Origin of the sequence: Pseudoalteromonas rubra (genome assembly GCF_001482385.1) — a bacterium.
GTDB classification, from domain to species: Bacteria; Pseudomonadota; Gammaproteobacteria; order Enterobacterales; family Alteromonadaceae; genus Pseudoalteromonas; species Pseudoalteromonas ardens.
This window is the reverse complement of record NZ_CP013611.1, coordinates 3400119-3420447: the sequence shown is the minus strand read 5'-3', so window position 1 is coordinate 3420447 and position 20329 is coordinate 3400119. Positions and strand designations below refer to the sequence as shown.

Here is a 20329-nt window from a genome sequence, read left to right as displayed (position 1 = left end):
AGATGTTCGAACAAAATGTGACTTCTCCATTTATCACTAACGCTCATGTTCAGTCACAAGAGAAACCGCAACCACTTCGCGATGCAGTGAAAAAAGCTGTACACCACTACCTGAAACAGCTTAACGGTCAGGACGTACAAGACGTTTATGAGTTAGTTCTTTCTGAGCTTGAAGCACCACTACTTGAAGAAGTAATGACTTACACACGTGGTAACCAGACTCGTGCTGCAATCTTACTGGGTATCAACCGTGGTACACTGCGTAAGAAACTGAAAAAGTACGGTATGAACTAATCTGTTCACAGCCGAACAAAAAAAGCACCTTTGGGTGCTTTTTTTGTTTACGTCGCTTTTATTGAGCAATTATTGTTGTAACCCGAACATTCACCTGCAATAAATGGCAAACAGCCAAAAGCAACCCCGTTTTTCTCAATCTCACTCACGCATTTTCAATCGTTTTCTGAGCCAAGTTAGGCTAAAATACAGCACTTCTAAGCTAGCCCTTAACTTATCATTGAGGAAACCTGAACCATCATGGATATACATCGTCCAATTCGTCGCGCGCTGCTTAGCGTGTCAGACAAAACCGGTATCGTTGAATTTGCCCGTGCTCTGAGCGAGCAAGGCGTTGAACTCCTGTCAACTGGCGGCACCTGTAAACTCATCGCCGAGAACGGCATTCCTGTTACTGAAGTATCTGACCACACCGGTCACCCGGAAATCATGGACGGCCGGGTCAAAACCCTACATCCGAAAATCCACGGTGGTATTCTTGCACGTCGCGGCCAGGACGAAGGCGTGATGGCAGACAACAACATCTCAGCCATTGATATGGTCGTAGTCAACTTATACCCCTTTGCACAAACCGTTGCAAAAGCTGACTGCTCACTGGAAGATGCCATTGAAAACATCGACATCGGCGGTCCAACTATGGTTCGCGCTGCTGCGAAGAACCACAAAGATGTGACCATTGTTGTGAATGCAGCTGACTATGACCGCGTTATCAACGAGATGAAAACGAATAATGGCTCAACTGAGTACAAGACGCGCTTTGATCTAGCGATTGCAGCTTATGAGCACACAGCGCAGTATGATGGCATGATCGCGAACTACTTCGGTAAAATGGTCCCGGACTATACCGAAGAGGCTGCCGAAGACACTAAGTTCCCGCGCACCATCAATATGCAGTTCACTAAGAAGCAAGATATGCGCTACGGTGAAAACTCGCATCAGGACGCAGCCTTCTACGTTGAAAACGACATTGAAGAAGCGTCAGTGGCGACGGCAAAACAAATTCAGGGTAAAGCACTGTCTTACAACAACATCGCGGATACCGATGCGGCCCTTGAGTGTGTGAAGAGCTTCTCAGAACCTGCCTGTGTGATCGTCAAGCATGCGAACCCATGTGGTGTGGCAGAAGATAAAGACATCCTGAGCGCCTATGACCGTGCCTTCAAAACCGATCCGACGTCTGCATTTGGCGGCATCATTGCTTTCAACCGTGAGCTGGATGCCGACACGGCTGAAGCCATCATTGCACGTCAGTTCGTTGAAGTGATCATTGCCCCTAAAATCTCTGACGCTGCGGCACAAATTGTGGCAGCGAAGAAGAACGTCCGTTTGCTGGAATGTGGTGAATGGCAAACGGCAACAACCGGCGTTGACATTAAGCGTGTCAATGGTGGCGTCCTAATTCAGGACCGCGACCAGGGTATGGTTCAGGCGAGCGATTTGAAAGTCGTGTCTAAGCGCCAGCCCACCGAGCAAGAGCTCAAAGATCTGATGTTCTGCTGGAAAGTGGCTAAATTCGTTAAGTCGAATGCAATCGTTTATGCACGCGATGGCATGACCATAGGTGTGGGTGCCGGCCAGATGAGCCGTGTTTACTCTGCAAAGATCGCCGGTATCAAAGCCGCTGATGAAAACCTGGAAGTCAAAGGGTCTGTTATGGCCTCTGATGCCTTTTTCCCGTTCCGCGACGGTATCGATGCCGCAGCGGAAGCTGGTATCACTGCGGTGATCCAGCCAGGCGGCTCGATGCGCGATGAAGAAGTCATTGCCGCAGCCGACGAAGCAGGCATGGCCATGGTCTTCACTGGCATGCGTCATTTCCGTCACTAATCGATGAGCGCGAAACCTTCACCGTTTCGCGCTTTTTGTTTGCGCTAATTTCCAGTATTGTGAGTAAAAGACAATCACAATAATGACAGTGAAGGAACTGACTATGAAATTTGCCATTAAATCTATCATCGCAGCAGGTATTTTGACCGCCCTGAGTGGCTGTAACAGCACCACTGAAAGCGGTGCGTCCAGCGAGCTTAGCTCAGCAGTGGCGAGCGCAGAACGTAAGGCTGATAACCGTGCACGCGATCAGTATCGTCACCCGGAGCAAACGCTGGCATTTTTTGGTCTTCAGCCAAATATGACCGTTGTTGAAATTGCCCCTGGTGGTGGCTGGTACAGTGAAATTCTGGCACCGGTTGTTAAGGGCCAGGGGACTTACTACGCAGCACACTTCCCGGAAAACAGTGAAGGTTACTTCAAACGTTCTCTGGACGGCTTCAAGAAAAAAGTCGCTGAAGATGCGCGCTTTAGTGAAGTCAAAATCACCGAATTTGCACCAGGCACACACGTTGATATTGCCCCTGCTGGTAGCGCTGACATGGTACTGATCTTCCGTAGCGTCCATAACTGGTACATGCGTCAGGGTGACGAAGGTGTGCTGGCTGCTTTTCAGGCTTTCAATAAAGCGCTGAAACCAGGTGGCACTTTGGGCGTTGTTGCGCACCGTTTACCTGAGCATCGTGATGATGAAGACCAGAAGCGTTCTGGTTATATGAAGCAAAACTATGTCATCAACCTGGCTAAACAAGCTGGATTCGAATTAGTTGCAAGCAGTGAAATCAACGCCAACCCGTTGGACAGCGCCAACCACCCGAAAGGTGTGTGGACTTTACCACCACGTTTAGCTTTGGGTGATGAAAAGGCCGAGCAATACAAGGCCATCGGGGAAAGCGATCGAATGACCCTGAAATTCAAAAAGCTTTAATAGGAATCAATTGCCATGAATATACTTGTCATTGGCAGCGGCGGCCGTGAACACGCTCTGGCGTTCAAGGCTGCACAAAACCCATCTGTAAAAACTGTATTTGTTGCCCCAGGCAACGCAGGCACGGCCCTTGAGCCAAAACTGCAAAATGTGGCCATTGGTGTTGAGGACATCGATGCCCTGTTGGCTTTTGCCCAGGACAACAAAGTTGAACTCACAATTGTTGGCCCCGAAGCACCACTGGTGATCGGCGTCGTTGACCGCTTCCGAGAAGCGGGTCTGGCTATTTTTGGCCCAACTCAGGGAGCTGCTCAATTAGAAGGCTCTAAGTCATTCACTAAGGACTTTTTAGCTCGCCATCAGATCCCAACGGCAGCTTATCAGACCTTTGAAGAAATTGAGCCTGCTTTGGCTTATGTGAAAGCACAAGGCGCACCAATCGTTGTAAAAGCAGATGGCCTGGCTGCCGGTAAAGGCGTGATCGTGGCAATGACTGAAGCTGAAGCTGAAGACGCCATTCGCGATATGCTGGCGGGCAATGCCTTTGGTGACGCTGGTAGCCGCGTTGTGATCGAGGAGTTCCTCGAAGGTGAGGAAGCCTCATTCATCGTGATGGTTGATGGTAAGAACGTTTTGCCATTCGCCACCAGTCAGGACCACAAGCGCGCTTATAATGGCGATGAAGGTCCTAACACGGGCGGCATGGGCGCATACTCTCCTGCTCCGGTTGTAACTGCAGAGATCCACCAGCGCATCATGGATGAGGTGATCACACCTACCGTTGAGGGCATGGCGGCAGAAGGCTATCCTTACACGGGCTTCTTGTATGCAGGTCTGATGATTGCGGCTGATGGTACGCCAAAAGTGATCGAATACAACTGTCGCTTTGGCGATCCGGAAACGCAACCTATCATGCTGCGTCTGCAATCTGATCTGGTTACCCTGATTGAAGCAGCTAACCGACAAGAGTTGGACCAGACTGAAATTCAGTTTGATCCTCGCGCCGCTGTGGGTGTCGTTCTGGCAGCCAAGGGCTATCCAGCCAGCTACCCGAAAGGAGATGCTATCTCTGGTTTACGTGTTACCTATCCGGAAGGTGAAAAAGTCTTCCATGCGGGCACTAAGCAAGATGGTGACGCCGTCGTGACAGCTGGTGGTCGTGTCCTGTGTGCTACTGCACTAGGCCACACCGTCACAGAAGCACAAAAGCGCGCGTATGCACTGGTACAGGAGATTAGCTGGGACGGTGTTGAATACCGTACCGACATCGCCTATCGTGCCATTGCACGCGAGCAGTAAAATACATAACGCAAAGCCGGGTCTCTGACCCGGTTTTTTATTTCTCCCTCTTTCTTCACCTCTGTGTCACGCTTTGCTAGGATCGCCTATTTCAACCATCTTTAGGGGCGTAAAGATGCAAGGTACTCTACGTAAGATGCAGGCACAATTGAATTGTGCATCGGCACCAACCATAAACTATCAGCTGCCTGTGGGCGACGATCTGTTGCCATTGAACGAGCTGATTGGCAAGCGTCTGACGCTCACATTTAGTGGCAACATTTTCTGCTGTAATTGTGGTAAGAAAACCAAGAAGAGTTACTCTCAGGGCCACTGTTTTGTGTGTATGAAAAAACTAGCGAGTTGCGACATGTGTATCATGAAGCCCGAAACCTGCCACTATGATCAAGGCACTTGTCGTGAGCCAGAGTGGGGCGAAACACACTGTATGATCCCGCACTATGTGTACCTGGCAAATACCTCTGGCCTGAAGGTTGGGATCACCCGTCATACCCAAATCCCGACACGCTGGATAGATCAAGGCGCCACGCAGGCAGTCCCCATCTTCAAAGTGCAGACCCGGTTGCAATCGGGCCTGGTGGAAGTAGCTCTCGCGGAATTTATTGCTGATAAAACCAACTGGCGCAATATGCTCAAAGGCGTTAATCCAGAACTGGACCTTAAAGCATCCGCAGTAGAACTGATCCCACAGATCCAGGCTAAGCTAGACGAGCTGGCTGAACTGTTTGGCGCCACAGCAATTGAGCGTCTCGATGAAGACGTGGTGGACCTGAACTTCCCGGTAACCGACTACCCGAGCAAGATCAGTTCTTTTAACTTTGATAAAGAACCCGTTGTCAGTGGCATACTGCAAGGCATTAAAGGCCAGTACCTGATCTTTGACACGGGTGTGATCAATATCCGTAAGTTCACCTCATACGAAGTTTCGGTGGGTCTGGACTAGTTCATACGCGGCCAGTTAACGGCCGCTTACCCGTCGTTGTGGGGGAGCGAGCTCACTCACCCCCCGCTCTGAACGGTAAAAGTTCAGCCAGTCTGACTGAGGCAGTGGCCGACAATAGTGATATCCCTGCATCGTGTGACACCCCAGCTTTTGCAAAAACTTCTGCTGTACGGATTTTTCAACCCCTTCTGCCACCACATGTAAATTCAGCGCTTTGGCCATCGCGACAATCGCCGTTACAATCTCACTGTTGCCATATTCATCCGGTATTTTGGCGATAAAACTGGCATCGATTTTCAGTATGTCGATGGGCAGCTTAGTCAGATAACTCAGCGCCGAATACCCAGTCCCGAAATCATCAAGCGCAATCGAGACCCCCAGATTTTTTAGTTTGTTCAGCATGACCTTGGCATCATGCAAATTGCTGACAAAGCTGGTCTCGGTCAGCTCCAGCTCGACATAACGACCATCCAGATTATGCTGTTCCAGCGCTTTGGCCACGGTCATCACCAGATCTCCCTGACTAAGGTGACTGGCAGAGATATTGATCGCGATACGACGCATATCCAGCCCTTCTCTCAACCAGAGAGCCATTTGTCGACAGGCTTCGTTGATCACCCACTGATCCAACTTAACAATCAAACCTAATTCTTCCGCCAGCGGAATAAATTGGGCTGGCGAGATGGTGCCCAAATTTGGGTCTTGCCAGCGCAACAAACACTCTACACTCATAATCCGACCGCTCGTCAGACAACGTAATGGCTGATAATGGAGTTCAAACTCGCCGCCTTCGAGGGCACTTTGAAAGCGACTCAACATAGACAAGCGTTCAAGCGAACGCGCATTCATCGATGCTTTGTACAGCTGGAAAGAATTGCGCCCTAACTCTTTAGAGCGATACATGGCCACATCGGCATGCTTAAGCAGACTCTCACTGTCCAGGCCATCCTCAGGGTAGATTGCAGCCCCCAGTGATGCAGTCGCCGCCACATTTAGCTCACCCAGTGCAAAGGGCACACTAAGCTCACTGAGCACCTGATCGGCAAAGCCTACCACATCTTCCATATGCTCGACTTCAGTAAGTAGCACCACAAACTCATCTCCCCCAAGACGTGCCAGTGTGTCTCCAGGCTTCAGGATGGCTTTTATCCGCTCGCTAACCTGGCTGAGCAGTTTATCCCCGGCACTGTGACCTAAGGTGTCATTGACCTCCTTAAAACGATCGAGATCGATGAACATCACACTGAGCTTGTGCTTATCTCGCTGCGCCGAGGCCAACGCCATGGACAACCTGTCGTAAAATAGCCGGCGATTAGGCAAGCCTGTGAGTTCATCAAAATACGCCAGTCGGGCAATTTTCTCTTCCGCATTTTTACGTTCGGTGATGTCACTGAAAATGGCAGCATAGAGCACATCATCACTGTAGGGCTCATTGATCTCAATGATGGTCAGCCACTCAACATACACTTCACCACTTTTTCGCTTATTGCAGATCTCCCCTTGCCAAACGCCCTTATGTGACAGTTCCGACCACATCCTTTCATAATAATCCTGACCATGTACGCCCGAACTCAGTAGGTTGGGGTTTTTGCCCAGCACCTCATAATCCTGATACCCCGTCAACGCACTGAATGCAGGGTTGATCTGGATGATTTCGCCATTGGCCCGGGTGATCATAATGCCATCGAGCGAAGCATCGATGATGCGGTTAGCCAAATAGAGGTTTTTTTCTGACTTTTGCAATGCCAGATCCCGCTGAGCCAGCACCTTTTCCAGCTCGCTACAGTAAGCGGTTTCTATTTCTGTCAGGACATTTTTCAAAGCCAGCAAACCCATCACTGCATGTGAGCCGGGCTCGCGGATCACCAGATGACGAATTGAACGTGCCGTCATCAAGCGGTAAGCATCGAACAGACTGTCTTTGGGGGTCATGGATTCCATCGGATAGCTGGCCAATTCCCAGCAGGGCATACGCCAGTCCTGATTCAGGATCACATAGGCCACATCCCGTTGGGTGATAATGCCATACTCAGCCAATGCCTGATTATATACCAGCACTGCGGTGGTCTTGTCCCGGCGCATCGCATGAATCGCCTCGGAAATACAAGCTTGGGCATCCAGCGTGCTGATCTGTGACTCGAAATGATCTTCTATGGGGCGAAAATGCAGGTAGTGGTCTAACCCCTGATTGCGCACAATATCCGACAGAGATACCACGCCCTGCGGCTGGTTGTGGGCGTCTTTCACTAACAAGTGACGGATCCCCAATTGGTGAAACTTAATCGTGGCTTCACTCAACGTTTGACTGATCAGAATATCATGTACCGGTGAGTTCATAATATTACCTATGGCAGTTTGTGCCAGGCCATTGTGCTCGAAATCCAGACTGACACAGTCTGACTCTGTCCAAATCCCGACGATCTTGCCGTCCTGCTCAATAAATATCGAACTGACCCGCCGCTCGCGCATCAGACTCAACGCATCATATAAACGCGTTGTGTAGTCACAACACAGCAGGTTATTAGAATAAACATCTTTAATTTGCAGTTGACGTGTATCGCCTATCATAAGCACAGCCTCGCTTTCAGCCAATCTAATCGAGTATAATGAAGACAATTTAAACAACCTTGACCAAGAACAAATAATGACAATAAAGTCTTACCCGTTCCTATTATGGTTAGACCAAAGTCTCGCTTATGTCAGCAATGAGGCTGAATTGACCGAAATGTGCCATTATGCAGGCGCTGACGAGGGGATCTGTATCTATTCTGATGGCCAGTATTTGACTCGTTCGGGGCAGCAGGTGCCTGCCCTATCGGCCGATGAACTCACCCGATTAGTGCAACAAACCTTAGTGCAGGAAGGCCAATGCTGCGTGTCTAAACTCAACCAGTGCAGTGTCAAAGAGGCCTTCGAGTTGTTAGAAGATATCCATTGATTGAGGTAACTCAGGCTTCGGCCAGCGCACGGACATGACATTCAACGCTGCGCCCCAGCGATGACAGATCATAGCCACCTTCGAGGTAGGAAATGATACCCAGGCATGAGTGTGCTCTGGCGAAGGTAATCACCTGCTCTGTAAACCAGACATAATCTTGCTCCACAAAGCTCAGCCCTCCCATATCGTCCTCAAGGTGCGCATCAAACCCGGCGCTGATGAAGATAAGCTGAGGTGAAAATTCCGCCAACTTGGGTAACCATTGCTGTTCCACCAGTGCACGAAAATCTCGCCCATCGCTGCCAGCTGGTAGCGGGGAATTCAAGATAGAATCCGTGTTTTCAATCGCTGTATTAGGGTAAAAAGGATATTGAAATAATGAACAAAACAGTACCCGGGGATCATCGCGTACTATATCCTGCGTCCCGTTGCCATGGTGTACGTCGATGTCGAGCACCGCGATTCGCTCCACGCCTTGTTGCTGGGCATAAGCCACCGCAATAGCCAGGTTATTGAATACGCAAAACCCCGAAGAGCTGTGTTGATTGGCATGATGCCCCGGTGGACGCACCGCGCAAAAAGCCGCATCCAGCTTGCCCGCAAGTACTTCATCAACGGCCAATAAACCAGCCCCGACCGCACGCTCAATCGCTTTCATTGAATCGGGGCATAACCAGGTATCACCGTCCAGCTCAGCCAGGCCTGACTCGGGCAATGCCTCACACACCCGACTAATATGCGCCTGGTCGTGCACGCGCGCAATGTCTTCCAGTGTCGCCTTTGGTGCCGTTTTATATTCAATGGCCACATTTAATCCGGACGCCAGAATTCGATCTGAAATGGCATCCAGTCGCTCCGGACATTCAGGATGATCCGCAATCATTTTATGTTTACGACAAAGCGGGTGAGTGATCAATGCAGTACGCATAGCAAAATCAGTCCTTCGTAGAGTCATAATATGAGTGTATCAGAGCCCTGTAGCGCGGGCCCTGATACTTTGGTGTAACCTGCCGGCTTACTGTGTTGAAAGCGCCTTAGTTTTAAGCTGCAAGTTATGAAAATCAAAACTGAAATCGGTAATATCCGGGTTCACCCAGGACATGCTCGCAGCTTCGATCTGTTGTGATGGAGACACAGTAAAATCAATGTAAGCGTCTGCTTCTAACATAGGGTGCTGCCACCTCACAACAAAGGTATTACCTGTATGATGTTGCAGTTTCCCTTTCAGCATTGCGGTATGGGTAAAATCAATGTATAGCTCACCATTGAGCTCTTCCACCACCACTTCGCCATACCAGGGGCTGACCAGCGTTCCTGTGTACACCTGGTTAGCCAGTGGTGGTTGCTGTTTGTCTAGCTTCACCACACCCGCAGTACGATAGGCCTCTTCACGTTCCTGAGTATATTTTTCAGCCGCTTCTTTAACCCAGTCTGTGTCAGGCAAACCCAGCGCATCTTCAAAAACCTCATTAATAATGGCCGTCAGAGCCGGATAGGCCTGTTGATTAGACAGTACCACCACACCCAGTTGTTTACCCGGTATCATGGCCACCTGAGAGACCATGCCCGGGATCCCACCTGCGTGGCCCACTTTTTTATGGCCAAAATAGTCTTCTATCCCCCAGCCAAGTCCATACCCTCGAAACTGTTGCTGATATGCCTTACCCGCTTCACTTGGCCAGCGCATAATAAATGGCTGCCACATGTAAACCTGTTGTACTTCGCGAAATAGCACATCGCCATTTGGCATTTTACCTGCGGCCAGCTGAGTCTTTAGCCACTGGCTCATATCGTTGGCACTGGAAGCAATGGCACCCGCGCCACGAAAATCTTCTAAGTAGTCAACAAAGAAAGGCGTGAGTTGGCCATCCCAGTAGATACTTCCGGTCGCCCTGTTATTATTCTCTTGGGGAATGCGTGAGTATCCAGCTTTTGACGTATGCATCCCCATTGGTTTGAACAGTCGCTGCTCAACAAAATCTCGCCAGTTCTGTCCACTGACCCGGTGTACGACTTCGCCCGCCACCACAAACATCAGGTTGTTATAAGCATAGGTACTGCGAAAACTGCTCTTTATTGGTAAATGTGCTATGCCTTTGAGTAAATCGGCCATGGTTTTATCCGTATCAGGCCAAATCATTAAATCTCCGGCTCCTTTACCCAGGCCACTACGATGGCTGAGCAAATCAGCTATCGTCATTTCTCGCGTTACATAAGAGTCAGACAAGCGAAACTCCGGAATATGTTTGATGACTTTGTCTTCCCAGCTCACCTTGCCTTCATCGACCAGTATCGCCAGTGCGGCAGCCGTAAATGCCTTACTATTCGAAGCAATACCAAACAAGGTATCGGCATCCACCTTATCCTGATGAGCGATATGGCGTACCCCATATCCCTTGCTCAATACAACCTCACCGTGTTCTACCACAGCAAGTGCAATGCCTGGTATGTGAAACCTTTCCATCGCTGCAGCGACTGCCTGTTCCACATCCGCTATGTTCACGCTTGGCGCAGGTTGCTCAGCCAACGCAGAAAAATGACTCACCGACAAGATCATGGCGGCGATCAGGCCTTTGCTAACTTGGTACTTCATGTGTATTGCTATTCCTTATTGATGAATGGACAACTCCCGTCGGGCCCTGTGATAATCCAAATCCAGGGTACATGGCTGCTTAGCGAGCAGCTGCTGATAGGACGCGGGAAATTGATGGTATTGCACGCCCCGCAGCACATGCTCCAGATACCAGGAAAACGGCAGCAAGTCGTCGTGAAAATGTTGTGTGAGGTAACAGTGCGCTGTAATTCGCGCACCGCAGGCGCGGATCACCTCTACATCTTGGCGCTGATAACCTTCACCTTCGATACGGTCTAACTGCGCGACTTCTTGCTCAGTTAAGGCATACAGCACCCCGTGCACACATGCCCCAGCGCTGTCATCTGGTTCAATGGAACATTTGGCCGAGCCATCCTGACCAAGATGACGAAACCCTAAGGTAAAGCCTGGCAGGCAGGCGGTGCCAAGCAATTGAGCCGCAGGTAAACGCGCCAGCAAGCGCGCAGGGGTTAAATTTGATCCAAAAGCAAAATTTAGTATATCTCTGTCTGCCATTATGACTCCCGGCATTATTAAAGTATGACTCTGAGTGCCAGCAGCAGTAAAATCACCCCAATTCCACGATCAAACCAATGCCCGGCGCGTTGAAAAAAGCCACGGACAGAGGCTTTGCTCAGTACCATTGAGAGAGAAGAAAACCATAACCAGGTCGCCACAGCCATATACAATCCGTAGAAAAGTTGTACGGACTGTGGTGTGTCGGGATCAATCACCAGGGTAAACAAGGAAAGGAAAAATAAGGTCGCTTTTGGATTAAGTGCGTTGACCAAAAAGCCGCGTCGCAGTGCCTGCATTGCACTTTCCTGTCCTGCCGTAGCTGTACTGTCTTGCTGTGAGGCAGGCTTCGCACTGGCGCGTAACGCCTGAATTCCCATATACGCCAGGTATGCCCCAGCCAGATATTTAAACGCATTAAATAACGCCGGTGATTGTGATAACAACAATGCAACCCCAAGCAGGCAGTACGTGACATGTACCAATATCCCTAAACCCACTCCTGCGCTGGTCATAAGGGCAGTACGTCGGCCAAAACTGATGCTTTGTTTCAATACAACGGCAAAGTCAGGTCCGGGACTGGCGACCGCAAAAAAATGTGCCAGTGCAATCAAAACGAACTCATCCAGATAAGGCGACACGACTGCGATCCTCCAGTGCCAGTAAAACGGGATCCGGAGACGTTTTTAAAATACCCTGAAGCTGTTTACAGGCCTTTTTATACATACCTTTAAGATGGGGTTTAAGGTGTTTTGCACCGTTATATTGTGGCTTAAAATGGCACACCAGAGCATGTACAAAAATCGTTTCTGCCTCACTGAGGGCAGCCTGCCGGTTGGCATACGCATTATAACAAGACCCGCATCCCCCTCTGAAATGGTACGCACTGTTACTCAACATCACACCAAATCCCATGTACACAGCCAGCACATCGGCGGCAACAGGTAAGTGTTCCTGACCGCCAGGAGGTAACTTGCCCACCTGGTGAATCAAAATCATCGCCAGGGAACCTGCTAAACTTGCGACCATATCCTGGGGCTGATTGATTTGATTGGGGTTATAGGACAGCGCGATCGGTAAAGCTGGTTGCTCCGACACCGACACCTGCGCTCCACGCAATCCACCACTGAGCGAAAAGTTGGGGAAAGTCTGCTGCATCGGCATTTGCTGAGGTGGCAGTAAAGCAATTGGCCAGTGCTGCAACCCTGCATAATCACGCACCCGGCCAAATACTGTCTGTGCCATTTGCTCGACGCTGTTGACCTGATCCGGGAAATCCTGCGCGGTTGGCTCAACAATCCGGGTGTGGCGGAGAAAAAAGTCGACGTCAAAATGTTCAACCGCCCAGCCAAACAAATGAATTAACTGCTGAGCCTGAGCGTCTTCCAGTAGCGGTTTAGATTTAAATATCGCCAGCATAATATCCTGTCTTCTGTATCAAAGTTTACCTGTTCCGGGCTATGTCACTGCCCACTAATCACTTGGCATTGCAAGAAAAGATTCATATCATATTGCCATATTAGCGACAAATACCTTGTGATACCATGCCTCATCTGATCATTGAACACTCTGCCCATCTGAATATTTCCGTTTACGAGCTTGTCCAGGCCGTCCACCAGGGCGCTGAGCGTACTCAGCTATTTGATCCTGCATCTATTAAAACCCGGGCAATTGCCTATAACGACTATCAACTGGGTAGCAACCATCAAGGTTTTATACACGTGCAAGCCCACATTATTGCTGGCAGAACGGTCGCGCAAAAGCAACTGCTGAGTGAAACACTACTCAAAGCCCTGCATTCACTCGTCAATGGTGAGCAACTCCACCTCAGTGTTCATCCCTATGACTTAGACCCAGAGATCTACCGTAAGAACTGACGTATAATAGCCCTAATTCAGAGCTGACCTCAGCTCGCCTGCATTGACCTGCGGGTCGTATTCAATTTACAGAGCAATCACTATGAAATTCCCCTGCCGTTTAGATAAGTTTGTCAGTCACGTTCAGGAGCTGCCTCGCAGTAAAGTCAAAATCGGGATCAAAAAAGGCCTAGCCGTTGTCAATGGTGTCACGATCAGCAAAGCGGATTATTCAATTGGGCAGGATGATCTGGTCGAGTGGGACCAGACGCCGCTGGTTTATTTGGGTAAGCGTTACTATATGCTGAACAAACCCACAGGTTATGTATGCGCCAATCAGGACGACCTGCATCCGACCGTTTTTGAGCTGTTGGACGAGCCCAACTTAAAAGATTTTCATGTTGCAGGACGACTGGACCTGGATACCACAGGACTCGTTCTAATTACCAATGATGGCGACTGGTCTCATCAAATCACCTCACCAAAGAAACAAAAGTACAAAACTTACCTGGTTGAAACACAAGAAGCACTCACCGAAGAGGCACTCGAGCAACTACGTCAGGGTGTTGCGTTGCATAACGAAAAAAATCTCACTCAGCCCGCCATAGCGGAGCAGCTGGATAAGTATGCGCTACGCTTATCTATCTGCGAAGGAAAGTATCATCAGGTAAAACGTATGTTAGCAGCGGTCGGTAACAAGGTGGTGGAACTGCACCGGGAGAATGTTGCGGGTATCGAGCTGGATACACAACTCGCAGCCGGAGAGTACCGCTTACTCAGCGATACGGAAGTTAACATAATTAATGCAAGGTAAAACGCTGTCACCCCCTATAGTGAGGAAAAATCATCTAAGATCACGGTTATAATGACCTTTTTCAGCTTTCCACAATACGGAATTCGTGTTAATCATTAAATCAGGTTCTGCTACAGGGGCATCACGTGTTTTCATCACTTACTTTAAGAACAAAAATCATCCTATTTGCAGCTTCTATCTTTGTCGCACTCATTCTGGTGGCAATCGTGGGGCTGCAATCCCTCAGACATGCAAGCGAAACAGATAATATTGCGCGTATCAATCAACTGATGAAAAGCACAACCAACATAGTGCAGCAGTTTGAAGGGTTTGTGCGCAGCGGAACCCTGACAGAGGAACAGGCCAAAACACTCGCATCGCAAATTTTACGCGAAAATAAGTATCATGACTCCGAATACGTGTACGTGGTAGACAGTGAGCTCAATTTCATCGCTGCGCCACACGACCCACATTTACACGACACCAGCTTCAACGACTTTAAAGATGCAAACGGTAACAGTATCGGGCGCATGGTGGAACGCCTGGTCGGCTCACAAACAAACCGTATCATTACCTACAATTGGACATCACAGCGTAATGGCACCGTCGCGGCCATGACCTCAGTCGTGCAAAAAACCCCACTGTTCGGCTGGTATGTAGGTACCGGGATAAGTTATCAGGAAGTCGATGAGCGCTATTGGGATACTGCAAGCTGGCTCGCGTCTTTGTCATTACTTATCGCTGTCGCACTGACCTTTGCGTTAACCCGTTTTGGCTTGTCTCTGTCCAACAAATTGGGCGCTGAGCTGGATGACGTGCTCGACATCGTTCAGGAAGTATCGCGCGGTAACCTGACCTCACAGATCCACAATGATAACGCCAAACCGGACAGTATTCTGGCAGGTATGGAGTATATGCAAGAAGGGCTAAAAGGTGTGGTTGGGGGGCTAAAATCGGTCAGTGATTCACTCAATGAACAAAGCCACAATGGTGAAGCACGCTCAAATGAGCTGGAGTCACTCACTCGCAGCCTGAGCGAAGAAACCCAAATGGTGGCCTCGGCGATCACCGAGCTCACCGCTTCTGCACAAACTGTGGTTGAGCATGCAGAACAAGCGGCTGACTCGGTGCAACAAGCAGAAGGCCAGGGACAAAGTGCCGATAAGCTCACCACCAAAGCCTCTGAAGCCATTGTTCTGCTGGAGCAGCAAATCGACAGCGCAGGCAATAATATTCAGGTGCTCGATGAAGAAGTGAAGAACATTGCCAATGTACTGAGTGTCATCCAGAGCATTGCCGAGCAAACCAACCTGCTGGCATTGAATGCCGCAATTGAAGCGGCGCGTGCCGGTGAACAAGGGCGCGGGTTCGCCGTTGTTGCCGACGAAGTCAGGCAACTGGCACAACGCACCCAAAGCAGCACAGAAGAAATTCATACCATGATTGGTAACCTGCAATCTGCAACTCAGGAAGCTAAGGCTTCAGTGACGCTCAGTATCGCCACCAGTGAAAAAACCGTGACAATGTCAAACGAAGCCAGTGAAGCGCTAAAACGCGTGGCTGAATCGCTCAGTGCAATATCGCAAATGAGTGACCAAATTGCGCAAGCGGCAAAAGAACAGCTCGCAGCCGGAGAAGACACTGCTCACCGCGTAGTCACCATATCTGATACTGCCAGCCAGACGGCGCAGGTCTCCCATCATGCGCACCAGGCGACCGACAGCATCACGGCACTCACGCATCAACTGGAAAAAGAAATGGCGAAATTTAAAGTTTAGCTACATAGTTAATATTCAGATTTTCAAGAAGAAAATGTTAAACGAACAACACAATTAACATTTAATTAAAGTTATATGAAAAATTTCATTTCACTTTTTCGGACTAGGTGGTAAATTTATTAACCAGAGCTTAATAGACCTTGTGTTGTGCAGTATGAAATAAATCATATATGATAGGTCTTAAGCACACCCAGTTCATCTAAATTACGTTTGCGTGACATTAGCGTAGTTTTAAGATGAATGAGCAGAGGCGGATGCAGTGCCTATACTCTAGAAGCAGACTAGCCAGTTATTGTAGTCGTTTTGGTTAGGCAAACAACAATGACATAAGGAACATCAATATGAAATCTCTTTCATTTACTGATTGCCAAAAAGTCGCTGCCGGTTCCAGTGTGTTACACCCTGTTAGACCTAAAGGCCAACAAACTTCCCAAAAACTAGAGACAAAACGTACTTCGACATGACAAAGGATTTATCTATTAAAGACCTACTACTACCATACGTTGTGATGGTAGTAGTCATTTTTATTATGCAGGATGCAACCTATGTGTTCATCCTCTCTTGTATTGCAATCATTTCTTTGGTTTTCCTGATCGGACTGCGGATCAAAGACATCAATATTTGCGTCCTCGCAATGATGAACTTGTCATCCATACTGATCGAAAACCTGCTGTTTTCCACTGGCCTGATCAGCCTGTATTCAGACGAAGAAAATCGCCTGCTACAAAACAGCATTATATTCGGCCTTTCGATGGCCAGAGAGCTCCTTATTTTGGTGCTACTCACCTATCGCGTAGAAATCACCAAATGGCTGTTCCCAAAACACCAGATCCGCGCCACCTTTGCTGACAGCATCATGCCCTGGCTCTATCTCATAGGTGCAGCCATGAGCTTCTTTGCACTGATAGAAAACTACTTCCGTAATGCTAAGGGGTACGATATTACCTTCTTCTTTTACGCCTTTGAAATTACAGGCTACCTGATCTTTTCTACCATCTGTGCCATGTTGGTTGCGCTGACGGTGATCTCCTACAAAGAAGCCTACGAGCTAAAAGTACCGACCATTAAAAAACGGAGTTAACATTCGAAAGGCAAACCTGTATAGTCCAGCGACAGGTTTGTCTTAATCACATCCAGGGATTTGATGCATGGTCTTCGCGGTCCATTTTCGCTCTATCAATAAACCCTTGCTGATGGCCACAGTCGCACTCAGTCTGCTCTTGGTCATTCTTCGTGACGCAACTTTCTACGTCTTTTCAGCATACTCACTCTTACTCATTGGCCTGTTTATTATCGGCGTCCGACTGAGAGAGGTGAACCTGTGCGGTTTAACAGGGCTGGCCCTGTTTCCTATTGTTTATGAAAACCTGCTATTCACCACCGGCCTGATCAGCCTGACGTCAGAAACGCAAAACCGCCTGTTCCAAAACAGTCTCATTTTTGGCCTGCACTTTATCAAAGAGCTGATTTTGCTGGTGTTGTTGATCTACCGAATGGAGATAAGCAAACGCCTCTTTCCAAACAGAAGCATCTATTACACATTTGCTGATACGCTGCTGCCGTGGCTATGTTTGCTCACCGCCATTTTTAGCTTTTTAGCCTTATTCGAAAACTATCTGCGTAATGGCAGAGGATATGACATCACCTTCTTCTTCTATGCATTTGAGATAACGGGCTATCTGTTTTATTCATCGGTGTGTGGCATTCTCTTGGTCCTCACCCTGCTCACCTATCAAAAACGACGCCTCATCCTGTATGACAGAGAAACATAACTCAGTCAGTATGAAAGAATGGATTGTCCAGATAAATAGGCTGTGCCGTCGTTAAGAAAGAAAGGTCGAAATAGCGCGCCAGTAACTGCTCATACTGGCCGTTGTCTTTCATGCGTTTCAAGCCCTGCGCCAGCTTTGCTGCCAGTTGAGGCTTTTGCTTATTCACAAAAAAGTAGAAATGTGCCGGGTAAGACAAGTATACACCGGGCAGTTTGACCAGTTCAGTGGCTGATTGTGCCGCCAGCTCAGAGTCTACCTCCACCACCGAACGAGGAAAATAGTCTGCTTTTTGATTGTTCACCAAGTCAAACATCGCCTGGTAATTCACAATTGGCCTGACCTTTAATCCATTAGCAGCCAGTATCTTAGTGTCCGGCCAATCATGTCCCTGAACAGCAACCAGTTTAGCGAGTCCAGCTTTACTCTGAACAGCCTCAAAGCGTGTCAGTTGTGCACGATGTACCAGCAGCGCACGCTTGCCTATCAGACCATCAAATAGTGGAAACTTAACTGCGATGGCGAGTTTTTCTCGCGCGGGACTCGACATGCTCCAGTGCAGGTCAACCTCACCTTTGCTCAGGGCCAATAAGGTTCTTTGTTGATGAGGGTGGACTTTAACATGTTGGATATCAACCGGGTATTCTGCCGCTTTTAGTGATAAGTCGAGCAATTCATAAAGAAACAAATCCCGGTCATAGAGGGGCCGCATTTCCTTTGCAACATAAATGGTAGACTTAGCTTCGGCCGCTACACCAAGCAGTATCAGCATCAGATAAATAACCCGTTTTACCATACACCACCTAGCTCATATTGAATTGTCAGTCCTGTATTGTGCAATCAAAGGACATATCACCCTGACCTCCAAACTACACCTAACTGCAACAATACTCAACTGAGATTATGTTGTCGTAATTGGCTAAATTAAGTCGCTAAGCTACTGACCGCCTCTAACCGCACGACCGGTGCACTGGGCTTGCGGCGATTACAGACAAACAAATAACTATTGCGATAGCGCTTGGCCTCTTTTTTCGCATCCGTTGCCAATGCTGCAACCTGATGACTGTTACTACAAGATTCCACATCCGGCGATACCAGCCCGATGGATAAGGTCAGTAACGGCACAAATTGCTTCTGGCCTTCACGATTACTGGCCCAGTAACCGCCAGCAGCGACATGCTCTGGCGTAAAGAAAGCCTTAGACTGAGCTTCAAACCGCTGAATAATCTCATGGCACAGGTTTTCAGCATCGTCGTTGTCAAACACCACCATAAAATCGTCGCCACCAATGTGGCCGACAAAGCAGTGACTGTGTTTACACACAGCAACAGTCACCTCCGCCAGCAGTTTAATCACACTGTCACCACTGGCGTAACCATAAAGGTCATTGAACTGTTTAAAATGATTAAGGTCGATGTAAGCCAATGAGAATCCATGCATAGCTCGTAAGCGTTGTTCAATGGCCTCATTGATAGCCACATTACCCGGCAGCATAGTCAGCGGGTTGGCGTGTTGCGCATGGCGGATTTTTTCGTCCGTAATATGCTTTAGGATATCCCTTAAAGGTGCCAGGCCCAGATAACACCCTTCCCGGGTAATGATAATATGACGCCTGATATCGAATTCATGCTCGGTGATCAGTTGACTGACACTGTCGAGTTGTTCCTGCTCATCGACAATCAGCGGTTGTTTGTCCATTAACTCGGTCACTGGCTTTTTATCGAATAAAGCATGACCATAGGGGGCAGCAAACACTTCAGTCAGTTGATCCCGGTGCAGCAAGCCAACAGGCTGCCTTGCATCATTCACGACTGTCAGACTCATCAGCCGTTTATCCCGTTCAAAATGTCGATGAGCATCCAGGCACTGCGTGCAGATGTGAATTGCAGCAACATCCTTGGCCAACCAGCCAATCGCAATAGACTGCTCAAATGGGTTATCCTTGCTGCCACTATGACGATGCTGTGCCAGATTGATCATCTCCAGGCAGGGCTGCTCACTTGGCTTGGCCAACAAATACCCCTGCGCATTAACAATCCCTAATTGCTCCAGCAATGCGAGCTCTTCCATACGCTCAATACCCTCTGCGATCACCGCAGTATTGGTTGCCTTAGCCAGTTCAATAATAGACTTGAGAAACTCTCGTTTAACGATACTCTGGTCGCAATAGTCAATAAAATAGCGATCCACTTTCACAAAGTCAGGGCATAATTCTGACCACTGCTTCAGCCCGGAGTATCCGGCACCTAAGTCATCAATCGCTATCGTGAAGCCCAGCTGGCGGTAATGCGCTATGGTCTTTAACAACAAGAAGCCATCATCGACCTTATCCTGCTCTGTCACTTCAATCACAATACGACTGGCTGCCAGTCCGGCCTGTTCGACCAGGTGTAAGGTCTCTCCTCTTGGGTGACGGGGATCCAGCAGTGCCTTTGGGCTGACATTGAGAAACAGCTTACCGGGCAACTGTTGCGCCACAAATTGTGTAATGGCCCTTTGACGGCACAACAATTCCAGCTCCGACAGCCTATCATAGCGACTGGCAGCAGCGAACAAACTATCAGGTTGCTCCAACACAGAACCACGCTTGCCGCGGCTCAAAGCCTCGAAGCCCAGCACCTGCTCCTTTGCCAAGTCATAGATTGGCTGGAATGCCGTATAAACGGTTTTGTTAGCGATGATTTCATCCAAAAGGATCTGCGTTGAGTCCACTGCTTGATGACCAAGATGAGGGTTGATTGATAATCGAGCAAATTATCAATTTTACATGACAGTTATATGTCAAAAAGACGAATG

General features: G+C 48.8%; 19 protein-coding genes. 11 read left to right on the top strand and 8 right to left on the bottom strand.

Features of this window, described 5'->3' with window-relative positions; genetic code table 11:
* Positions 1–2 precede the first annotated feature (2 nt).
* From fis to AT705_RS14835, 5 genes are all read left to right on the top strand, one after another.
* The gene (gene fis / locus AT705_RS14855; RefSeq protein ID WP_010374122.1) at positions 3–293 is read left to right on the top strand and encodes a DNA-binding transcriptional regulator Fis; all 291 of its coding nucleotides are present in this window, start codon (positions 3–5) and stop codon (positions 291–293) included.
* A 240-nt stretch (positions 294–533) separates the two neighbouring features.
* Entirely contained in the window at positions 534–2120 is a 1587-nt protein-coding gene (gene purH, locus AT705_RS14850; protein ID WP_058797166.1) for a bifunctional phosphoribosylaminoimidazolecarboxamide formyltransferase/IMP cyclohydrolase, read from the top strand.
* 103 nt (positions 2121–2223) lie between these two features.
* On the top strand, positions 2224–3048 hold the full coding sequence (locus AT705_RS14845) for a class I SAM-dependent methyltransferase (protein WP_049865338.1): 825 nt from the start codon (positions 2224–2226) through the stop codon (positions 3046–3048).
* A gap of 15 nt (positions 3049–3063) precedes the next feature.
* Positions 3064–4347, top strand: coding sequence for a phosphoribosylamine--glycine ligase (gene purD, locus AT705_RS14840; protein WP_058797165.1), 1284 nt, complete (start codon positions 3064–3066; stop codon positions 4345–4347).
* Positions 4348–4462: 115 nt separating this feature from the next.
* Positions 4463–5290, top strand: a complete 828-nt coding sequence (locus tag AT705_RS14835; protein ID WP_058797164.1) for a DUF2797 domain-containing protein — start codon at positions 4463–4465, stop codon at positions 5288–5290.
* 15 nt (positions 5291–5305) lie between these two features.
* Here AT705_RS14835 and AT705_RS14830 read toward each other — a convergent pair whose 3' ends face one another.
* Positions 5306–7858: an EAL domain-containing protein gene (locus tag AT705_RS14830; protein ID WP_058797163.1), complete on the bottom strand. Its 2553-nt coding sequence runs from the start codon at positions 7856–7858 to the stop codon at positions 5306–5308.
* Positions 7859–7934: 76 nt separating this feature from the next.
* Here AT705_RS14830 and AT705_RS14825 point away from each other — a divergent pair, with 76 nt between their 5' ends.
* The gene (locus AT705_RS14825; protein ID WP_058797162.1) at positions 7935–8228 is read left to right on the top strand and encodes a DUF4144 family protein; all 294 of its coding nucleotides are present in this window, start codon (positions 7935–7937) and stop codon (positions 8226–8228) included.
* A 10-nt stretch (positions 8229–8238) separates the two neighbouring features.
* On the opposite strand, the gene AT705_RS14820 is transcribed toward AT705_RS14825, so the two are convergent.
* The 5 genes from AT705_RS14820 to AT705_RS14800 all read right to left on the bottom strand — a co-directional run bounded on the left by AT705_RS14820 (position 8239) and on the right by AT705_RS14800 (position 12756).
* Positions 8239–9156, bottom strand: a complete 918-nt coding sequence (locus tag AT705_RS14820) for a histone deacetylase family protein (RefSeq protein WP_058797161.1) — start codon at positions 9154–9156, stop codon at positions 8239–8241.
* 87 nt (positions 9157–9243) lie between these two features.
* Positions 9244–10821, bottom strand: coding sequence for a serine hydrolase (locus AT705_RS14815; protein WP_058797160.1), 1578 nt, complete (start codon positions 10819–10821; stop codon positions 9244–9246).
* A 15-nt stretch (positions 10822–10836) separates the two neighbouring features.
* Positions 10837–11337, bottom strand: a complete 501-nt coding sequence (locus tag AT705_RS14810; RefSeq protein WP_058797159.1) for a gamma-glutamylcyclotransferase family protein — start codon at positions 11335–11337, stop codon at positions 10837–10839.
* 17 nt (positions 11338–11354) lie between these two features.
* A complete protein-coding gene (locus tag AT705_RS14805; protein WP_058797158.1) occupies positions 11355–11978 on the bottom strand; it encodes a LysE family transporter in 624 nt (207 codons plus the stop codon).
* Positions 11959–12756 carry a hypothetical protein gene (locus AT705_RS14800; RefSeq protein WP_058797157.1) on the bottom strand — a complete coding sequence of 266 codons (798 nt, stop codon included), beginning with the start codon at positions 12754–12756 and terminating at the stop codon, positions 11959–11961. The genes AT705_RS14805 and AT705_RS14800 overlap by 20 nt, the downstream gene beginning before the upstream one ends.
* A 125-nt stretch (positions 12757–12881) precedes the next feature.
* Here AT705_RS14800 and AT705_RS14795 point away from each other — a divergent pair, with 125 nt between their 5' ends.
* The 5 genes from AT705_RS14795 (at position 12882) to AT705_RS14775 (ending at position 17536) form a co-directional block, all read left to right on the top strand.
* The gene (locus AT705_RS14795; RefSeq protein WP_058797156.1) at positions 12882–13214 is read left to right on the top strand and encodes a 5-carboxymethyl-2-hydroxymuconate Delta-isomerase; all 333 of its coding nucleotides are present in this window, start codon (positions 12882–12884) and stop codon (positions 13212–13214) included.
* Between the two features lie 82 nt (positions 13215–13296).
* Positions 13297–14007, top strand: coding sequence for a pseudouridine synthase (locus tag AT705_RS14790; RefSeq protein WP_058797155.1), 711 nt, complete (start codon positions 13297–13299; stop codon positions 14005–14007).
* Positions 14008–14132: 125 nt separating this feature from the next.
* Positions 14133–15764 carry a methyl-accepting chemotaxis protein gene (locus AT705_RS14785; protein ID WP_058797154.1) on the top strand — a complete coding sequence of 544 codons (1632 nt, stop codon included), beginning with the start codon at positions 14133–14135 and terminating at the stop codon, positions 15762–15764.
* 460 nt (positions 15765–16224) lie between these two features.
* Positions 16225–16845, top strand: coding sequence for a hypothetical protein (locus AT705_RS14780; protein WP_082669002.1), 621 nt, complete (start codon positions 16225–16227; stop codon positions 16843–16845).
* Positions 16846–16912: 67 nt separating this feature from the next.
* Entirely contained in the window at positions 16913–17536 is a 624-nt protein-coding gene (locus tag AT705_RS14775; protein WP_058797153.1) for a hypothetical protein, read from the top strand.
* Between the two features lies 1 nt (position 17537).
* Here the strand turns inward: AT705_RS14775 and AT705_RS14770 are convergent, their stop codons facing one another.
* The gene (locus AT705_RS14770) at positions 17538–18329 is read right to left on the bottom strand and encodes a substrate-binding periplasmic protein (protein WP_058797152.1); all 792 of its coding nucleotides are present in this window, start codon (positions 18327–18329) and stop codon (positions 17538–17540) included.
* Positions 18330–18457: 128 nt separating this feature from the next.
* The gene (locus AT705_RS14765) at positions 18458–20245 is read right to left on the bottom strand and encodes a bifunctional diguanylate cyclase/phosphodiesterase (protein WP_058797151.1); all 1788 of its coding nucleotides are present in this window, start codon (positions 20243–20245) and stop codon (positions 18458–18460) included.
* Positions 20246–20329: the final 84 nt, after the last annotated feature.

Bases quoted from the DNA above. Each gene is read 5' to 3' on its own strand.
- fis (WP_010374122.1), top strand. From the start codon at position 3: ATGTTCGAACAAAATGTGACTTCTCCATTTATCACTAACGCTCATGTT.
- purH (WP_058797166.1), top strand. From the start codon at position 534: ATGGATATACATCGTCCAATTCGTCGCGCGCTGCTTAGCGTGTCAGAC.
- AT705_RS14845 (WP_049865338.1), top strand. From the start codon at position 2,224: ATGAAATTTGCCATTAAATCTATCATCGCAGCAGGTATTTTGACCGCC.
- purD (WP_058797165.1), top strand. From the start codon at position 3,064: ATGAATATACTTGTCATTGGCAGCGGCGGCCGTGAACACGCTCTGGCG.
- AT705_RS14835 (WP_058797164.1), top strand. From the start codon at position 4,463: ATGCAAGGTACTCTACGTAAGATGCAGGCACAATTGAATTGTGCATCG.
- AT705_RS14830 (WP_058797163.1), bottom strand. From the start codon at position 7,858: ATGATAGGCGATACACGTCAACTGCAAATTAAAGATGTTTATTCTAAT.
- AT705_RS14825 (WP_058797162.1), top strand. From the start codon at position 7,935: ATGACAATAAAGTCTTACCCGTTCCTATTATGGTTAGACCAAAGTCTC.
- AT705_RS14820 (WP_058797161.1), bottom strand. From the start codon at position 9,156: ATGCGTACTGCATTGATCACTCACCCGCTTTGTCGTAAACATAAAATG.
- AT705_RS14815 (WP_058797160.1), bottom strand. From the start codon at position 10,821: ATGAAGTACCAAGTTAGCAAAGGCCTGATCGCCGCCATGATCTTGTCG.
- AT705_RS14810 (WP_058797159.1), bottom strand. From the start codon at position 11,337: ATGGCAGACAGAGATATACTAAATTTTGCTTTTGGATCAAATTTAACC.
- AT705_RS14800 (WP_058797157.1), bottom strand. From the start codon at position 12,756: ATGCTGGCGATATTTAAATCTAAACCGCTACTGGAAGACGCTCAGGCT.
- AT705_RS14795 (WP_058797156.1), top strand. From the start codon at position 12,882: ATGCCTCATCTGATCATTGAACACTCTGCCCATCTGAATATTTCCGTT.
- AT705_RS14790 (WP_058797155.1), top strand. From the start codon at position 13,297: ATGAAATTCCCCTGCCGTTTAGATAAGTTTGTCAGTCACGTTCAGGAG.
- AT705_RS14780 (WP_082669002.1), top strand. From the start codon at position 16,225: ATGACAAAGGATTTATCTATTAAAGACCTACTACTACCATACGTTGTG.
- AT705_RS14775 (WP_058797153.1), top strand. From the start codon at position 16,913: ATGGTCTTCGCGGTCCATTTTCGCTCTATCAATAAACCCTTGCTGATG.
- AT705_RS14770 (WP_058797152.1), bottom strand. From the start codon at position 18,329: ATGGTAAAACGGGTTATTTATCTGATGCTGATACTGCTTGGTGTAGCG.